Origin of the sequence: Gleimia coleocanis DSM 15436 (assembly GCF_000159015.1) — a bacterium.
In the GTDB taxonomy this organism is placed as follows: Bacteria; Actinomycetota; Actinomycetes; order Actinomycetales; family Actinomycetaceae; genus Gleimia; species Gleimia coleocanis.
In genome coordinates this window covers 281,506-295,524 of the sequence record NZ_DS999543.1, presented here as the reverse complement: position 1 = coordinate 295,524, position 14,019 = coordinate 281,506, and the positions used below count along the sequence as shown (strand labels likewise).

Sequence of the window (14,019 nt, the reverse complement as noted above, 5' to 3'; positions counted from 1 at the left end):
GCTGGGCGTTTAACCCAGCAAAATGTTTAGAATAGTTGTCGAGGTGAAGGTGCCCCGGATTCAACCCAGGAGACTAAACCGTTGTACCACTGCGACGCCATAGTACATTCAATTCTTTGACCATTTGCTTCGATAACTACTTCAACCGTGGGTGATGAGGTTAAATTCTCTGGGACTGAGATGCGCATATCTCCGCGCGGTAAACGTAACTGTGGACCATAGTAGAATCCAACAAGTCGGAACCATTGCAGTTCTTCTTCACCGAATCGAGCCATACCTGAGGTCCAGCCAGACTCAGAGTTAAAACGTACCCAGCACTCAAAAGTTCCAACAATATTACCTATTTTCTTCACACGGATGAGTAAAAATAGGATTCCTGCTAAGGCTACCAAAAGAAATGAGAGGAGGACGCTTAGTAAAATCGTTAAGAAATCCATCAGCGTCCTCCCCTCAAAATAACCTTATTATCAGAGCATATGTCCGTCTTCAGCGACGACCGTCACGAAGTCAGCGTCTACTGATACGAAACCTCCGGTTACCTGGAATTCCAGGCGACCTTCTGATTCAGAGTCTAGGCGAATAGTGCCCGCACGCAGTACGGCCAGGATAGGCTCACGCTTAGGCAAAATACCCAAGTCACCGTCAGCTGCTGGCACGACAACGGAAGTTGCGTTGCCACTCCACAACTGGGCTTTTCGAGTTACGACTTCGACCTGAAGCATATTTGCGGTTTTCATACTTATGCCTTCTGCAGAGCGTGGTAAGCACGTTCAAGGTCTTCAATACCACCGATGTTAAAGAACGCCTGTTCTGGAACATGGTCGTATTCACCTTCAGTAATGCGCTTAAACGCTTCGATGGTTTCTGCCAATGGAACAGTAGAACCAGCAACACCAGTGAACTTTTCAGCCATGTAGGTGTTCTGAGAGAGGAACTGTTCAATACGACGTGCACGTGCAACGGTAATCTTATCTTCTTCAGATAGTTCGTCAACGCCCAGAATCGCAATGATGTCCTGCAGTTCCTTGTTCTTCTGCAGAATGGACTTTACGCGGGTTGCTACAGCGTAGTGTTCTTCACCAACATAGGTTGGATCCAGAATACGAGAGGTAGATGCCAAAGGATCCACCGCTGGGTACAGACCACGGGAAGCAATTTCACGAGAAAGCTCAGTGGTTGCATCCAAGTGTGCGAAGGTAGTTGCTGGAGCAGGGTCGGTGTAGTCATCCGCTGGCACGTAGATTGCCTGCAGAGAGGTAATGGAGTGTCCACCTGCAGAGGTAATACGTTCCTGCAACTGGCCCATTTCGTCAGCCAAGTTTGGCTGGTAGCCTACTGCAGATGGCATACGACCCAGCAGGGTGGATACTTCAGAACCTGCCTGAGTAAAACGGAAGATGTTATCGATGAACAGCAACACGTCCTGGTTCTGAACATCACGGAAGTATTCTGCCATGGTCAGGCCAGTCAATGCGATACGCAGACGAGTGCCTGGTGGTTCGTCCATCTGGCCGAAGACAAGCGCAGTCTTATCGAAAACACCGGCTTCTTCCATTTCTACAATCAGGTCGTTACCTTCACGGGTACGTTCACCCACACCGGCGAATACGGAAACACCGCCGTGGTCCTGAGCCACGCGCTGAATCATTTCCTGAATCAGAACGGTCTTACCAACGCCTGCACCACCGAAGAGACCAATCTTACCGCCCAGTACGTATGGAGTCAGCAAGTCGATAACCTTAATACCGGTTTCGAACATCTTGGTCTTAGACTCAAGCTGATCGAAGTGAGGTGGCTGACGGTGAATTGGCCAGCGTTCGTTAATTTCCAGCTTCTCCCCGTCCTTGAGGTTCAGACATTCACCGGTTACGTTGAATACGTGACCCTTGGTTACGTCACCTACTGGAACGGAAATTGGCGCACCAGTGTCACGCACCTGCGCGCCACGTACCAAACCATCAGTTGGTTTCAGCGCGATTGCACGAATCAGGTTATCACCCAGGAACTGAGCAACTTCCAGAGTCATGGTAGTAGTGACTGCACCTTCGCCCATGCCAGTGAGGTCTACCTGCAGTGCGTTGTACATTGCTGGCATCTGATCCGGCGGGAACTCAATGTCCACAACCGGACCGATTACGCGGGCAATCCGGCCCACGCCGGGATTCGTTTGGGAATTTTCCATTTTTTATCCTTGTCCCCTGCCTCAGCCGTTCGCCAAAGCGTCGGCACCGGAAACGATCTCGCTGATTTCCTGCGTGATCTCCGCCTGGCGGGCCGAGTTCGCCAAGCGAGTGTAGTTGGTAATCAAATCTTCCGCATTTTCAGTTGCGGTGTGCATTGCCTGCTGACGTGAAGCCAATTCGGATGCTGCAGACTGCAACATGGCGTTCCGAATACGGTTTTCTACGTACAGTGGCAACAAAGCATCGAGTACAGCTGCTTCGCTTGGTTCAAACTCATAGACCGGTAGCGCAGCAGATTCTTCCTCAACCAGCAGACCACCATCACGGCTGGCATCAGCCTGTGGGGTATCTACCACGGTAAGTGGTAGCATCTGGCGAACTTCTGGTACCTGAGAAACCATATTCTTAAAGCGGGTGAATACGAGGTAAACTTCACCAACTGCTTTAGAAGGATCTTTCTCAAGGAAGAGTTCCAATAGGCTCTTCGCAATATCCATAATGGTGTCTTCGGTTGGCGCGTCAGATTCGCCTTCCCAAGTCTTATAGATTTCACGATTACGGAAACGGAAATGCGCTGCACCGCGACGACCAGAGGTAAAGAGTACTGGTTCTTTACCTTCGTCACTCAAGCGGTTCATCAAGCGTTCTGTTTCGCGCAGAATCGTTGAAGAGTAAGCACCTGCCATACCACGGTCGGAAGTTACGGTAAGGACTGCTACACGATTGGTGTCAGTTCGCTCACTGGTCAGAGGATGTTTGAGGTCCCCGTGTAGTGCAACTGCTGCTACCGCCTGCGTAAGCGCCTTTTCGTAAGGTGCGCCCATGGTTGCTTTGTCGCGAGCTTTACCGATACGTGAAGCTGCAATCAGCTCCATCGCACGGAAAACTTTTTTCAGAGTTTGCGTGGAGCGGATCCGCTGTTTGTAGATTCGCTGTTTACCGCCCATTATCAGGCCTTCTTACCGCGAACGATCTGTTCTTTAGTAACTTCAGCTTCTACTTCACGAGATTCGTCAGACTTACCGTAGCCTTCTGCTTTCATGAAAGAGTTCAAGAAGCTGCTTACGCCGGTACGCATAGCTTCTTCCGTTTCTTTCTCGAGGACACCGGTTGCTTCCAACGTTGCCAAAACATCGGTGTTGGAAGCCAAGTAATCCAGCAGACCACGTTCAAAACGAGCTACTTCAGTTACTGGGATTTCATCCAAGTAACCGTTAGTACCAGCCCAGATAGAAACTACCTGTTCAGCGACTGAGTATGGGTTAGCCTGAGACTGCTTAAGCAGTGCCATCAGACGTTCACCACGGGTCAGCTGCTGCTTAGTTGCATCATCCAAGTCGGAAGCAAACATAGCAAAAGCTGCCATAGAACGGTACTGAGCCAAGGTAATCTTCAAGGTACCGGATACCTTCTTCATCGCCTTTACCTGTGCCGCGCCACCCACGCGGGACACGGAAACACCCACGTCCACAGCAGGACGCTGGTTCCCATTGAATAGATCAGACTGCAAGAAAATCTGGCCGTCGGTAATGGAAATTACGTTGGTTGGAATGTAAGCAGAAACGTCATTTGCCTTGGTTTCGATGATTGGCAGACCGGTCATAGAACCGCCACCAAGTTCATCTGAAAGCTTCGCACAACGTTCTAGCAAGCGGGAGTGCAAGTAGAAAACGTCACCTGGGTATGCTTCACGACCTGGTGGACGACGCAGCAACAGGGAAACCGCACGGTAGGCTTCTGCCTGCTTGGACAGGTCATCGAATACGATGAGGACGTGCTTACCGTCGTACATCCAGTGCTGACCGATTGCAGAACCGGTGTATGGTGCTAGGAACTTGTAGCCTGCTGGGTCAGATGCTGGGGAAGCCACAATCGTGGTGTATTCCATTGCACCAGCTGCTTCCAGAGCACCCTTCACACCCGCGATGGTGGAACCCTTCTGGCCGATTGCAACGTAAATACAACGTACCTGCTTCTTTGGGTCACCGGATAACCAGTTTTCGCGCTGGTTCATGATGGCGTCCAGAGCAATCTGAGTCTTACCAGTCTGGCGGTCACCAATAATCAGCTGACGCTGACCGCGACCAATAGGAATCATGGAGTCGATTGCCTTGATACCGGTCTGGAGTGGTTCGTGTACGGACTTACGTGCCATAACGCCAGGAGCCTGTAGTTCCAGCGCTCGAACACCGTCAATATCAGTGATTTCACCTAAACCATCGATTGGGTTACCCAGTGGGTCAACAACACGACCCAGGTATCCGTCGCCAACTGGTACAGAGAGAACTTCGCCGGTACGACGAACTTCCTGACCTTCTTCGATATTTGTGAAGTCGCCCAGGATAATAACGCCGATTTCGCGAATGTCTAGGTTAGATGCCAGCCCCAAGGTACCGTCTTCAAAGCGAAGCAATTCGTTCGCCATTACACCTGGCAGACCTTCGACGTGTGCAATACCGTCGGCTGCCTGAGTGACGTGACCAATTTCTTCCACAGCGGTTTCGGACGGCTTGTATGATTCTACGAAGCTGTCCAGTGCCGCCCGGATTTCTTCGGACCGGATAGAAAGTTCAGCCATTGAGCTTTTCCTTACCGTTTTTAATGATGTATGGATACGTTGTCTTAGGCAAGCGCACGCTTTGCCTGCTCCAAGTTGGAACTTACTGTAGCGTTAATCGCTTGGTTACCGACGAGGATATGGAAGCCACCCAGAACTTCAGGTTCTACAACTTCGTGCAAAATCACGTTCTTACCGGTACGCTTCTCAAGGTTTGCTAGCAGTCGTTGGCGCTGTACTTCCGTAAGTGGCTGCGCTACGGTTACTACTGCTGGTACCTGCTGGCGACGTTGAGAAGCCAAATCGCTGAGGTAACGCAGACGGGAAAGTAGTCGACCGTGTACGGAAAGGCGTACTGCGCGACGTACTAGGCGAGTGGTGTAAACATTCAGTGCCTCTCCAAAGAGGCGTGCAGCAAAATGTGCACGATCGTGTGGAGAACCAACACCCAAATCAGACAAACCAATGCGTAGTTCTCGCTGATCGGCAAGGAAAGTGTTTACGCGGAAGAGTTCTTCTTCTACGTCAGCCAGCTTTCCAGCTTTCTCAGCTGCAATGAAAACAGCTTCGGTACCCAAAGTTTCGAATGCTTCGTTTAAGTCTTCCGGGGAAGACCAGTTACCACTTGCTAGTTCTTCAACCACTGATACAGTCTGTGGCAGCACGTTATCGCCAAGCAGATTGCGAGTGAGAGTTCGCTTATCGTCACTGCTTCGTCCTGGATCGGTCAGCGCATTACGCACTGAAGAGTTGTCCTGGGACAAATCAGATAGACCGAAGAGGTTTTCAGCTACGGTCATGACATCTGCATCAGTTTCAGACAATAGTCGATTTAGTACTGCTGAGGCAGCCTTTAAGGATTTCTCACTCGCTGCTCGCATCACGACTCCTGTACTGGGGCAGAGGTGTCAAGATCATCAAGGAAACGGTCAACAACGCGAGCGGTAAGCTCGGTGTCCTTGAGATGTTCCCCAACAATCTTTTCGGCCAGTTCCGTGGCAAGAATACCGATTTCAGACTTCAGAGAGATTTCAGCAGCCTGACGTTCAGCAAGAATCTGACGTTGCGCATTTTCAAGAATACGAGCGGCATCTGCTTCAGCCTCACGACGTGCCTTTGCAATGATTTTCTTAGCGTCTTCGGTTGCGTTAGAACGAATCTTACCTGCTTCTACATGCGCTGCCTGCAAGGCTTCTTCAGCATGGCGTTTAGCTAGTGCTTCAGCTTCTTTTGCACGATCAGAGGCTTCTAGACCTTCTGCAATTCGCTGCTCACGTTCATCAAGAACCGCATTGAACTTTGGCAGTACGTACTTGTACATAACCAAAGCGATAATTGCTAATGCGATTACCTGCCAGAAGATGTCATACAGCGGAGGAATCAGAAGCGAAGGCTCTTCGTGTCCGTGTCCTTCTGCAAGAGGGAAGTACATGTCAGAAGATGAGTCCTGGTACCAGACCAACCAGACCCAGTGCTTCGATAAATGCAGCACCGATGAACATGTTGGTGGAGAGCTTACCTGCTACTTCTGGCTGGCGAGCAGTTGCTTCCTGAGTCTTACCGATCATGATACCCAGACCAATACCTGGGCCGAGGGTTGCGAGGCCGTAACCGATTGCTGCGATAGAGCCAGTAATCATCTTTCTTCCTTTTCTGGTAGCCTTCAGTTTTCCTGAAGGATGGGTGGGATTTCTGCATTCATGCAGAAGTTTTATCTATCAGTGATGTTCGATAGAAAGCTTTATGTAAACGGAGGTCAGAATAGCAAAGATATATGCCTGTAGACCTGCTACGAAAATTTCGAAGAGGGTGAAAACAACACCGCCAGCGAGGGTCAGCACACCTACTGCTTTAAGAGCGCCTGCTGCTTCAAAGAATAGGTAATGTGTGCCAAAGAAACACAGCGCCAGCATGAGGTGTCCTGCCAACATATTGGAAAGCAAACGGACGGTTAGAGTTGCTGGGCGAATGATAAAAGTTGAAAGTAACTCGATTGGAGTGAGCAACACATACAGCCAGGTTGGAACTCCTGATGGGAATAACTGAGAACGGAAGTACCCAACTACACCGTGGCGCTTGATACCCGCACCAATGAAAACTACGTAGCTAATGATTGCGAAAATCAACGGTACTGCTACTACTGAGGAAGCTGCAATATTCAAACCTGGGATAACACCGGTAATGTTCATGAAGAATACACTTAGGAAAATTACGGTGAGGGTCGGAGCGAACCGGCGCCCTTCTTTCTCCCCCAGGGTTTCAATCGCGATTTGGTCACGCACGAAGAGAATAAAGGTTTCTAAGATCATCTGTCCCTTTGTAGGGATCAGCTTCGCACGGGATGCGCCGATGCCGAAAATAACCACCAGCAGAGCGGTAGCAATCAGACGAACCAGAACCAGTCGGTTCATTTCGAAAATAGTACCTTCGAATGCGAATGGAGCTGGAAAGAAGTCATCCAGGCCTGGCTTCATTGGCATTGTCATGAAACCAGCTACCTTAAGTAGCGACGTTGATACTGTTGCGGTGAACAGAATACACCCCCTGGTTGTTTTGCTTTAGCTACTACATAGTAACAGTCATTTTTGCAATGGACAGAATGCACCCCTGCAATCTATTCAGTAACTTAATAAGTTTAACAGAAATCCGCAAACTATTCAGATTCGTTTGCCACATTGTGGGCATCACGAATTGGCTCTACAACAGGCCCACTAAGGTTCGTAAGTGCCCTCACCTGCACGAAAGACTGCAACAAGATTGAAAGCACTAATACTAGAGCAACGATACGGTTGTCTAAGCCTACGACATGCTTTGCGATTAGTAGAGTCCCAATGAGTAAGATAGCTTTCAATAAATAGTCAATACCAATAAAGGCTGCTTGAAAATCTCGCTTCTTAACCCCGTATCGCAAGGTAGTTGCAGTTACGAATGCTAGGATCAGCCCTACTCCCCCACCTACAAGTGCAGATACCACTGATTTTTCAAAGAGCCAAGCTACCGGTAAGGAAACTCCTAAAACTCCTGCGGCGACCATTGGTAATAGTTTCCCAAGCTTTAGCACAGCTCCAGAAAGATTGTTAGTTGTCATGTCTCAGCCTTTCTTTCCCAGCAGGAAACGACGTAAACCGGGCAGATAATTAACAGTCATAAGAATCGCCAGTAAAATCCCCGCAAGTGCAGCCATTCCCACGTATTTTGTTGGGAAAACCAGTAAGCCGACTACAGGGAAGGTAATCACCGCGGTCCATAGATACATGAGCAGCACGACCCGGGTATGAGAATGTCCTAGATTCAGTAATCGATGGTGCAGATGCATTCGGTCAGCTTGGAATGGAGATTGTCCTGCTCGTAAACGCCTGAATACAGCTAAGGTCATATCCAGCATGGGCAGAACGATAACTAAAAGTGGTAGCGCGATTGGCAGGATAGAAGTAAATATCTGCGATTCACCCAGGATTGAAGGGTCAATCTGTCCAGTCACAATAATGCCTGCAGCAGCTACGATAGTTCCTAAGCTAAGAGCTCCAGAGTCTCCCATAAAAATGGTTCCCGGATGGAAGTTATATGGTAAAAACCCCAAGCAGATACCAACCAAGGCAGCTGTTATCAATGATGCTGTAGTCGCGTAAGTTAAAGCGCCAGAAATACGAGTCAACAGGTAAGTGTATGAGAAGAAAGCGATTGCGCCAATCCCTACTACCCCGGCAGCTAAACCGTCAAGGCCATCAACAAAGTTAACCGCATTCATAATTGCTACGATTACGAACACCGTCGCAAATAAAGATAGTTGTGCAGAGCCGATTGTGAGTCCAAAAATTGGAAAGGAGATTAGCTGCACGCCGTTGTATGCCATCAGCAGAGCAACCAAAATTTGTCCGGCTAGTTTCGCCATCCAGTCAAGTTCCCAAATATCGTCTACCACGCCCAGGATAGTAATAGCTAGAACGCCAAGTAGCACCGAAAATACGAGTGAGTTTTCAAATACGGGTTGAAAATAAGGAATCTTGGAAGCAAGTAGCAATGACACAATGAAGCCAATGGACATAGCAATACCGCCCAGTCGTGGAATGGGCGTAGTATGTACGTCCCTTTCCCGGACTGGAGTAAGGATTTTCCAGTCTATTGAGAGACGACGCATTACCGCAGTCATCAGGTAGGTGATGAGTGCAGCAATGGCAGTTACCAGCAGATATAGTCTCATTTCTTAGTTACCTGCGATCGCCTGTTGCAAAGCGGTTTCACTAATTAATCCGGCGCGGAGGATTTCGAGGTTTTCTCCGTTGAATTTCACAATCGTGGACGGAACTGGGCCAGGTGTGGCTCCAGCATCAAAGTAAAGGGCAACTTTATCACCGAAATATTCGGTTGCCTGCGCACAGTCAGTGGCTGGTTCTGCACCGGTTAGATTTGCAGAAGTCACTGCCAGTGGTCCGGTAGCTTTAAGGATTTCTAATGCTACTGGGTGATTTGGCATGCGCACTGCAATGGTGTCTGGCATATCCCCCAGGTCGTAGTTAACTAAATCCCCGGTTTCGAGAATTAGGGTTAGTGCCCCCGGCCAAAATTTTTCCATCAGAATCCGCGCATTTTGGGGAATATTTTTGGCAACTAAATCAACTTCAGTTGGGCTGCTAATCAGAACTGGTGGAGGCATTTGCCGATCGCGTCCTTTTGCTGCGAGGACATTGTTTACTGCTTGGGTGGATGCGGGGTTTCCCCCGATTCCATAGACTGTGTCAGTGGGTAGCACAATCGGTGAGTCCGCAGCTATTGCTTCTTTAACAGCGTTTTTAGCGGCATCGTCTAAAGTTTTAACGCAGTGCAGAATCCTCATAGTTTATATTCTCTCACGTTTTCCAAACCGAGTTAGTTCTGTGGCTTACGGGCGTATAAAAAGCGGTCGCGATTGTTTAAATCAACGCGGGTTTGCACCTCACTGAAGCCTAGCTTACGTGCGATAGCAACTGTTGCTTCCCCTTGTATATCGTCATGTTCCATTAGGAACAGGCCACCGGGAAGCAGGTATTCCCAAGCAACTTCGATTATTTTTGCGGGGATTTCCATTCCGTCCTCGCCAAATCCCCAAAGTGCTGCTGCCGGTTCGTAAGTGGTTTCTGCTGGCAGAGTGCGCGGTGGAATATAGGGTGGGTTCGATACTACCAGGCTCATTTTCGAGCGCCACTGGGGATTTACAACGGTTGCATCCCCCTGCTCGAATCGCACTGGGAGCCCCAGTTTTTCGGCATTTTCCTGCGCATTTCCGAGGGCGGTCGATGACTGTTCTAGCCCAGTTACCTGCCAGTTGGGGAGATTTGCTTGTAAAGCTAAAGCGATTGCTCCACTACCGCTGCAAAGATCTAGTGCCTCTAGATTCTCTGCGGTTTTGCTTTCACTACTGCCCCAATTCAGCGCAGTCTCTACCAGGGTTTCAGTTTCTGGGCGAACACAGAAGACACCTGGTTCTGCTTTGAGTTCCAACCCGTAAAACCACATTTTCCCTAGAATATAGGCTAGGGGCTCGCGGTTGCAGCGTCTTGTTACCATTTCTTCGATGAGCTGCTGCTGGTCGCCATCCAACTCCCCTGGCCAAATGTAGCGAGGGGCTTGCAGGATATGTTCAAACAGCAGTCTCGCGTCGTTCTCAGCTGCCGCTACTCCGGCTGCTTCCAGACGCTTAACTGCTGTTTGAAAGAAAAATAGGGTATGCATCCGATTGTTTTAGCCTTGGTTAGCTTGCCCAGCAGCTTCCATTCGACGCTGTTCTTCCAGCACGATTGCTGATTCAATAACTGGACCAAGCTCGCCTTCCAAAACGGTAGCTAAGTTATAAGCCTTGTAGCCGGTACGGTGATCAGCAATACGGTTTTCAGGGAAGTTGTAGGTACGAATACGTTCAGAACGGTCCACAGTACGCACCTGGGAAGCACGCATTGCAGAAGCCTCAGCTTCCTTCTTTTCACGTTCCAGCTGGATTAAGCGAGAACGCAACACTCGCATAGCAGCTTCCTTGTTCTGTAACTGCGATTTTTCATTCTGCATGGATACCACTACACCAGTTGGAATGTGGGTGATACGCACTGCCGAGTCAGTAGTATTAACTGACTGACCACCTGGGCCAGAAGAACGGAATACGTCAATGCGCAAGTCATTCTGGTCGATTACTAAATCTTCAGTATCATCTTCAACTTCTGGGGTTACCAATACGCCCACTGCAGAAGTGTGGATACGGCCCTGCGATTCGGTTACTGGCACACGCTGTACGCGGTGGACGCCACCTTCAAACTTTAAATGTGCCCAAACGCCGTCCTCTGGCGCTACATCTGACTTAGCAGCGATAGACAGGGAAACTTCTTTAACGCCTCCCAACCCCGTGTAAGTTGAGGAAAGCTCCTTAACTTTCCATCCTTTCGTTTCCGCGTAACGAGTGTACATACGTGCCAGTTCGGCTGCGAAGAGAGCTGACTCTTCGCCGCCTTCACCAGCTTTGATTTCTAAAATCACGTTGTCTGCATCTGCAGGGTCACGTGGGATCAAGATTTTAACTAGACGCGCATGCGCAGCTTCTAAAGCTACTTCCATTTCAGGTATCTCCGCAGCAAAAGAGCTATCCTCTTTTGCCATTTCCTTTGCAGCTTCTAAATCGTCAGCTGCCATACTCAGTGCGTCTGCAGCATTTTTAATGACGGAAAGTTCTGAGAATCGTTTAGCTAATTTACGCTGCTGAGTGCGGTCAGCCAGCACTTCCGGGTCAGCGAGAGAGGCTTCCACCTGCGCGTATTCTTCTAGAAGAGGTGATACTGCCTGAAGTTCAGCAGAATAAGAGCTCACGAAATATCCTTATTTTTCAGGGGTTTAAGAGTTCTAGAATACAAAACGGCGTCGCTCTAGCTCAAAATGAGCGAGCGACGCCGTTTAGATAAGCTACTTCTGGCGCTTGCCGTAACGAGCTTCGAAGCGAGCCACACGACCACCGGTGTCCATAATCTTCTGCTTACCGGTGTAGAAAGGATGGCAGTTAGAGCAAACGTCTACGCGCAGTTCTTCTACGCCCATAGCAGTACGGGTTTCAAAGGTGTTGCCACAAGTGCAGACAACCTTAGTATCGGTGTATTCTGGGTGGATACCCTTCTTCATGGTTTCTCCTTAAGGAATTCGAGGATGCTGGGTCCACACGCACTCCGCGGTGGTGAACCAGAACTAATCCATAATTTTTCCAGATTTATTGGAAATCTTCCAGTCTGTTGACGGGATTAAACCTGTTCTTTTGGAGTGGTCTTTGCAACACTCATCAGGAACTCAGCGTTATTCTGTGTTTCCTTCAACTTATCCAAGACCAGTTCCAATGCCTGCTGCTGTTCGAGGTTACCCAGTACACGACGCAACTTCCACATAATCGCCAACTCTTCCTTCTTGAAGAGAGCTTCTTCGCGACGCGTGCCAGAGCCGTTAACATCCACAGCTGGGAAAATGCGGCGATCTGCGAGCTGACGGGACAGGCGTAGTTCCATATTGCCGGTCCCCTTGAACTCTTCGAAAATAACTTCATCCATCTTGGATCCGGTTTCAACCAGTGCAGAAGCAATGATGGTTAGAGAACCACCTTCTTCAATGTTACGTGCTGCACCGAAGAACTTCTTTGGTGGATACAGCGCGGAAGCGTCCACACCACCGGAAAGAATACGACCCGAAGCTGGGGCAGCCAAGTTGTAAGCACGACCCAAACGAGTAATGGAGTCCAACAGTACAACTACATCACGACCAAGTTCAACCAGACGCTTCGCACGTTCAATCGCCAGTTCAGCAACCGTAGTGTGATCAGTTGCTGGGCGGTCGAAGGTAGAAGCAATAACTTCACCCTTGACAGTGCGCTGCATGTCGGTAACTTCCTCAGGACGTTCGTCAACCAAAACCACCATCAGGTGTACTTCTGGGTTATTCTGCGCGATTGCATTCGCAATCTGCTGCATCACAATCGTCTTACCCGCCTTTGGTGGAGCTACAATCAGACCACGCTGGCCCTTACCAATTGGAGCTACCAAATCAATTACACGAGGGGTAATCGCCTTTGGAGTGGTTTCCAGACGTAGCTGTTCAACTGGGTAAAGTGGAGTTAGCTTATTGAACTCACGACGAGCCATTGCCTGTTCAACGGTCAAGCCGTTCACACTTTCCAAGTGCACCAGAGCATTGTACTTCTGACGCTGACGTTCACCTTCCTGTGGCTGACGCACAGCACCCTGAATAGCGTCACCTGGACGCAGTCCCCAACGACGCACGTTGCCAAGAGTCACGTAAACGTCATTTGGACCAGGCAGGTAACCGGAAGTACGCACGAATGCGTGATTTTCCTGCACATCCAAAATACCTGCAATTGGTACTAAAACTTCTTCTTCAACCGGTGCTTCAACATCACGTTCTTCACGACCACGACGCTTATTGCGGTCACGACCACGGCGACGGCGACCACGCTCATCACGATCGTCGCGATTACGACGACGCATTGAACGTTCACCATTTTCGTTAACTTCTTCCACGTCTGCGGAAGGCAACTGGATTTCCTCCAAAGATGCTACTGCAGATTCAGGCTTTTCAGCTTCAGCGGTTTCAGTCTTGTCAGTTACCAGACCGAGTTCTTCCTTAACATCGATAACCAAGTTATCTGGAGAACCCTCAGAAGCAGTTACTGCCCGACGGCGGCGCTTGCGTGGCATTTCAGACTCTGCAACTGGCGCTTCCGTAGCTTCTTCCGCAGGCTTAGCTGCTGGAAGCTCAATCTCAACGCTGTTTTCATTCAACTTAGCGCCACGGTTCTTATCACGACGACGGTTTAATCCATCATTCTTACGAGTGTTTTCACGAGCAGGAGTCGCTTCAGGTACGACGATTTCTTCAGCAGCTACAGTAGCCTCTGCTCCTTCAACAGCAGCTGAGCCACCGCGCGCTTCGCGAATAGCTGCTACCAGTTCAGGCTTACGCATTTTTGCGGTTTCCAGCCCCATCTCAGCAGCCAGTTCACGCAGTTCTGCCAGGCGCATAGTAGAAAGTGGGCGCTTCTTGTTGTTTGCGTTATCGCTCAACAGTTTTCCTAACCGATATTGCCTAACGGCAAAGGGATGAAAATAAAAACTCTGCCCTAAAGCAGATACATCCAATGAGAATCAAAACCAACACACGGAAACTATTTAGAAACCAGGGGTGAAAGCTCATTGGCTTAAGGAACCGGCAAGCCGGTAGATAACTCAACCTGAGTTGTACTCAGCATAGCATGATTAGCGCAAA

General features: G+C 49.4%; 16 protein-coding genes. All 16 read right to left on the bottom strand.

Annotated features, from left to right (window positions below; all coding sequences use genetic code 11):
- Positions 1-26: 26 nt before the first annotated feature.
- The 16 genes from HMPREF0044_RS03140 to rho all read right to left on the bottom strand — a co-directional run bounded on the left by HMPREF0044_RS03140 (position 27) and on the right by rho (position 13,775).
- Positions 27-437 (bottom strand): DUF2550 family protein, encoded by a 411-nt coding sequence (locus HMPREF0044_RS03140; protein ID WP_006546657.1) that lies wholly within the window; start codon positions 435-437, stop codon positions 27-29.
- 30 nt (positions 438-467) lie between these two features.
- Entirely contained in the window at positions 468-737 is a 270-nt protein-coding gene (locus tag HMPREF0044_RS03135; protein ID WP_006546656.1) for a F0F1 ATP synthase subunit epsilon, read from the bottom strand.
- 2 nt (positions 738-739) lie between these two features.
- Complete coding sequence (gene atpD, locus HMPREF0044_RS03130) at positions 740-2,182, bottom strand: F0F1 ATP synthase subunit beta (protein WP_006546655.1); 1,443 nt, start codon at positions 2,180-2,182, stop codon at positions 740-742.
- A 21-nt stretch (positions 2,183-2,203) separates the two neighbouring features.
- Positions 2,204-3,130, bottom strand: coding sequence for a F0F1 ATP synthase subunit gamma (locus tag HMPREF0044_RS03125; RefSeq protein WP_006546654.1), 927 nt, complete (start codon positions 3,128-3,130; stop codon positions 2,204-2,206).
- A gap of 2 nt (positions 3,131-3,132) precedes the next feature.
- Positions 3,133-4,761, bottom strand: coding sequence for a F0F1 ATP synthase subunit alpha (atpA, locus tag HMPREF0044_RS03120; RefSeq protein WP_006546653.1), 1,629 nt, complete (start codon positions 4,759-4,761; stop codon positions 3,133-3,135).
- Positions 4,762-4,805: 44 nt separating this feature from the next.
- Complete coding sequence (locus HMPREF0044_RS03115; protein ID WP_006546652.1) at positions 4,806-5,621, bottom strand: F0F1 ATP synthase subunit delta; 816 nt, start codon at positions 5,619-5,621, stop codon at positions 4,806-4,808.
- A complete protein-coding gene (locus tag HMPREF0044_RS03110) occupies positions 5,621-6,172 on the bottom strand; it encodes a F0F1 ATP synthase subunit B (RefSeq protein WP_006546651.1) in 552 nt (183 codons plus the stop codon). Before HMPREF0044_RS03110 ends, HMPREF0044_RS03115 begins: the two co-directional genes overlap by 1 nt.
- A gap of 1 nt (position 6,173) precedes the next feature.
- On the bottom strand, positions 6,174-6,380 hold the full coding sequence (gene atpE / locus HMPREF0044_RS03105) for an ATP synthase F0 subunit C (RefSeq protein WP_006546650.1): 207 nt from the start codon (positions 6,378-6,380) through the stop codon (positions 6,174-6,176).
- 78 nt (positions 6,381-6,458) lie between these two features.
- Positions 6,459-7,226, bottom strand: a complete 768-nt coding sequence (atpB, locus tag HMPREF0044_RS03100) for a F0F1 ATP synthase subunit A (protein ID WP_006546649.1) — start codon at positions 7,224-7,226, stop codon at positions 6,459-6,461.
- Between the two features lie 167 nt (positions 7,227-7,393).
- The gene (locus tag HMPREF0044_RS03095) at positions 7,394-7,828 is read right to left on the bottom strand and encodes a hypothetical protein (protein ID WP_006546648.1); all 435 of its coding nucleotides are present in this window, start codon (positions 7,826-7,828) and stop codon (positions 7,394-7,396) included.
- A gap of 3 nt (positions 7,829-7,831) precedes the next feature.
- Positions 7,832-8,941 carry an MraY family glycosyltransferase gene (locus HMPREF0044_RS03090; protein WP_006546647.1) on the bottom strand — a complete coding sequence of 370 codons (1,110 nt, stop codon included), beginning with the start codon at positions 8,939-8,941 and terminating at the stop codon, positions 7,832-7,834.
- Between the two features lie 3 nt (positions 8,942-8,944).
- Positions 8,945-9,574: an L-threonylcarbamoyladenylate synthase gene (locus tag HMPREF0044_RS03085; RefSeq protein ID WP_006546646.1), complete on the bottom strand. Its 630-nt coding sequence runs from the start codon at positions 9,572-9,574 to the stop codon at positions 8,945-8,947.
- Positions 9,575-9,606: 32 nt separating this feature from the next.
- On the bottom strand, positions 9,607-10,449 hold the full coding sequence (prmC, locus tag HMPREF0044_RS03080; RefSeq protein WP_006546645.1) for a peptide chain release factor N(5)-glutamine methyltransferase: 843 nt from the start codon (positions 10,447-10,449) through the stop codon (positions 9,607-9,609).
- Between the two features lie 9 nt (positions 10,450-10,458).
- Positions 10,459-11,568, bottom strand: a complete 1,110-nt coding sequence (gene prfA / locus HMPREF0044_RS03075) for a peptide chain release factor 1 (RefSeq protein ID WP_006546644.1) — start codon at positions 11,566-11,568, stop codon at positions 10,459-10,461.
- 93 nt (positions 11,569-11,661) lie between these two features.
- Entirely contained in the window at positions 11,662-11,874 is a 213-nt protein-coding gene (gene rpmE, locus HMPREF0044_RS03070; RefSeq protein ID WP_006546643.1) for a 50S ribosomal protein L31, read from the bottom strand.
- 116 nt (positions 11,875-11,990) lie between these two features.
- A complete protein-coding gene (rho, locus tag HMPREF0044_RS03065) occupies positions 11,991-13,775 on the bottom strand; it encodes a transcription termination factor Rho (protein WP_006546642.1) in 1,785 nt (594 codons plus the stop codon).
- Positions 13,776-14,019: the final 244 nt, after the last annotated feature.

What these genes read in the sequence shown, in the direction of transcription:
- HMPREF0044_RS03140 (WP_006546657.1), bottom strand. Translation starts at nt 437, where the DNA reads ATGGATTTCTTAACGATTTTACTAAGCGTCCTCCTCTCATTTCTTTTG.
- HMPREF0044_RS03135 (WP_006546656.1), bottom strand. Translation starts at nt 737, where the DNA reads ATGAAAACCGCAAATATGCTTCAGGTCGAAGTCGTAACTCGAAAAGCC.
- atpD (WP_006546655.1), bottom strand. Translation starts at nt 2,182, where the DNA reads ATGGAAAATTCCCAAACGAATCCCGGCGTGGGCCGGATTGCCCGCGTA.
- HMPREF0044_RS03125 (WP_006546654.1), bottom strand. Translation starts at nt 3,130, where the DNA reads ATGGGCGGTAAACAGCGAATCTACAAACAGCGGATCCGCTCCACGCAA.
- atpA (WP_006546653.1), bottom strand. Translation starts at nt 4,761, where the DNA reads ATGGCTGAACTTTCTATCCGGTCCGAAGAAATCCGGGCGGCACTGGAC.
- HMPREF0044_RS03115 (WP_006546652.1), bottom strand. Translation starts at nt 5,621, where the DNA reads ATGCGAGCAGCGAGTGAGAAATCCTTAAAGGCTGCCTCAGCAGTACTA.
- HMPREF0044_RS03110 (WP_006546651.1), bottom strand. Translation starts at nt 6,172, where the DNA reads ATGTACTTCCCTCTTGCAGAAGGACACGGACACGAAGAGCCTTCGCTT.
- atpE (WP_006546650.1), bottom strand. Translation starts at nt 6,380, where the DNA reads ATGATTACTGGCTCTATCGCAGCAATCGGTTACGGCCTCGCAACCCTC.
- atpB (WP_006546649.1), bottom strand. Translation starts at nt 7,226, where the DNA reads ATGACAATGCCAATGAAGCCAGGCCTGGATGACTTCTTTCCAGCTCCA.
- HMPREF0044_RS03095 (WP_006546648.1), bottom strand. Translation starts at nt 7,828, where the DNA reads ATGACAACTAACAATCTTTCTGGAGCTGTGCTAAAGCTTGGGAAACTA.
- HMPREF0044_RS03090 (WP_006546647.1), bottom strand. Translation starts at nt 8,941, where the DNA reads ATGAGACTATATCTGCTGGTAACTGCCATTGCTGCACTCATCACCTAC.
- HMPREF0044_RS03085 (WP_006546646.1), bottom strand. Translation starts at nt 9,574, where the DNA reads ATGAGGATTCTGCACTGCGTTAAAACTTTAGACGATGCCGCTAAAAAC.
- prmC (WP_006546645.1), bottom strand. Translation starts at nt 10,449, where the DNA reads ATGCATACCCTATTTTTCTTTCAAACAGCAGTTAAGCGTCTGGAAGCA.
- rpmE (WP_006546643.1), bottom strand. Translation starts at nt 11,874, where the DNA reads ATGAAGAAGGGTATCCACCCAGAATACACCGATACTAAGGTTGTCTGC.
- rho (WP_006546642.1), bottom strand. Translation starts at nt 13,775, where the DNA reads ATGCGCCTGGCAGAACTGCGTGAACTGGCTGCTGAGATGGGGCTGGAA.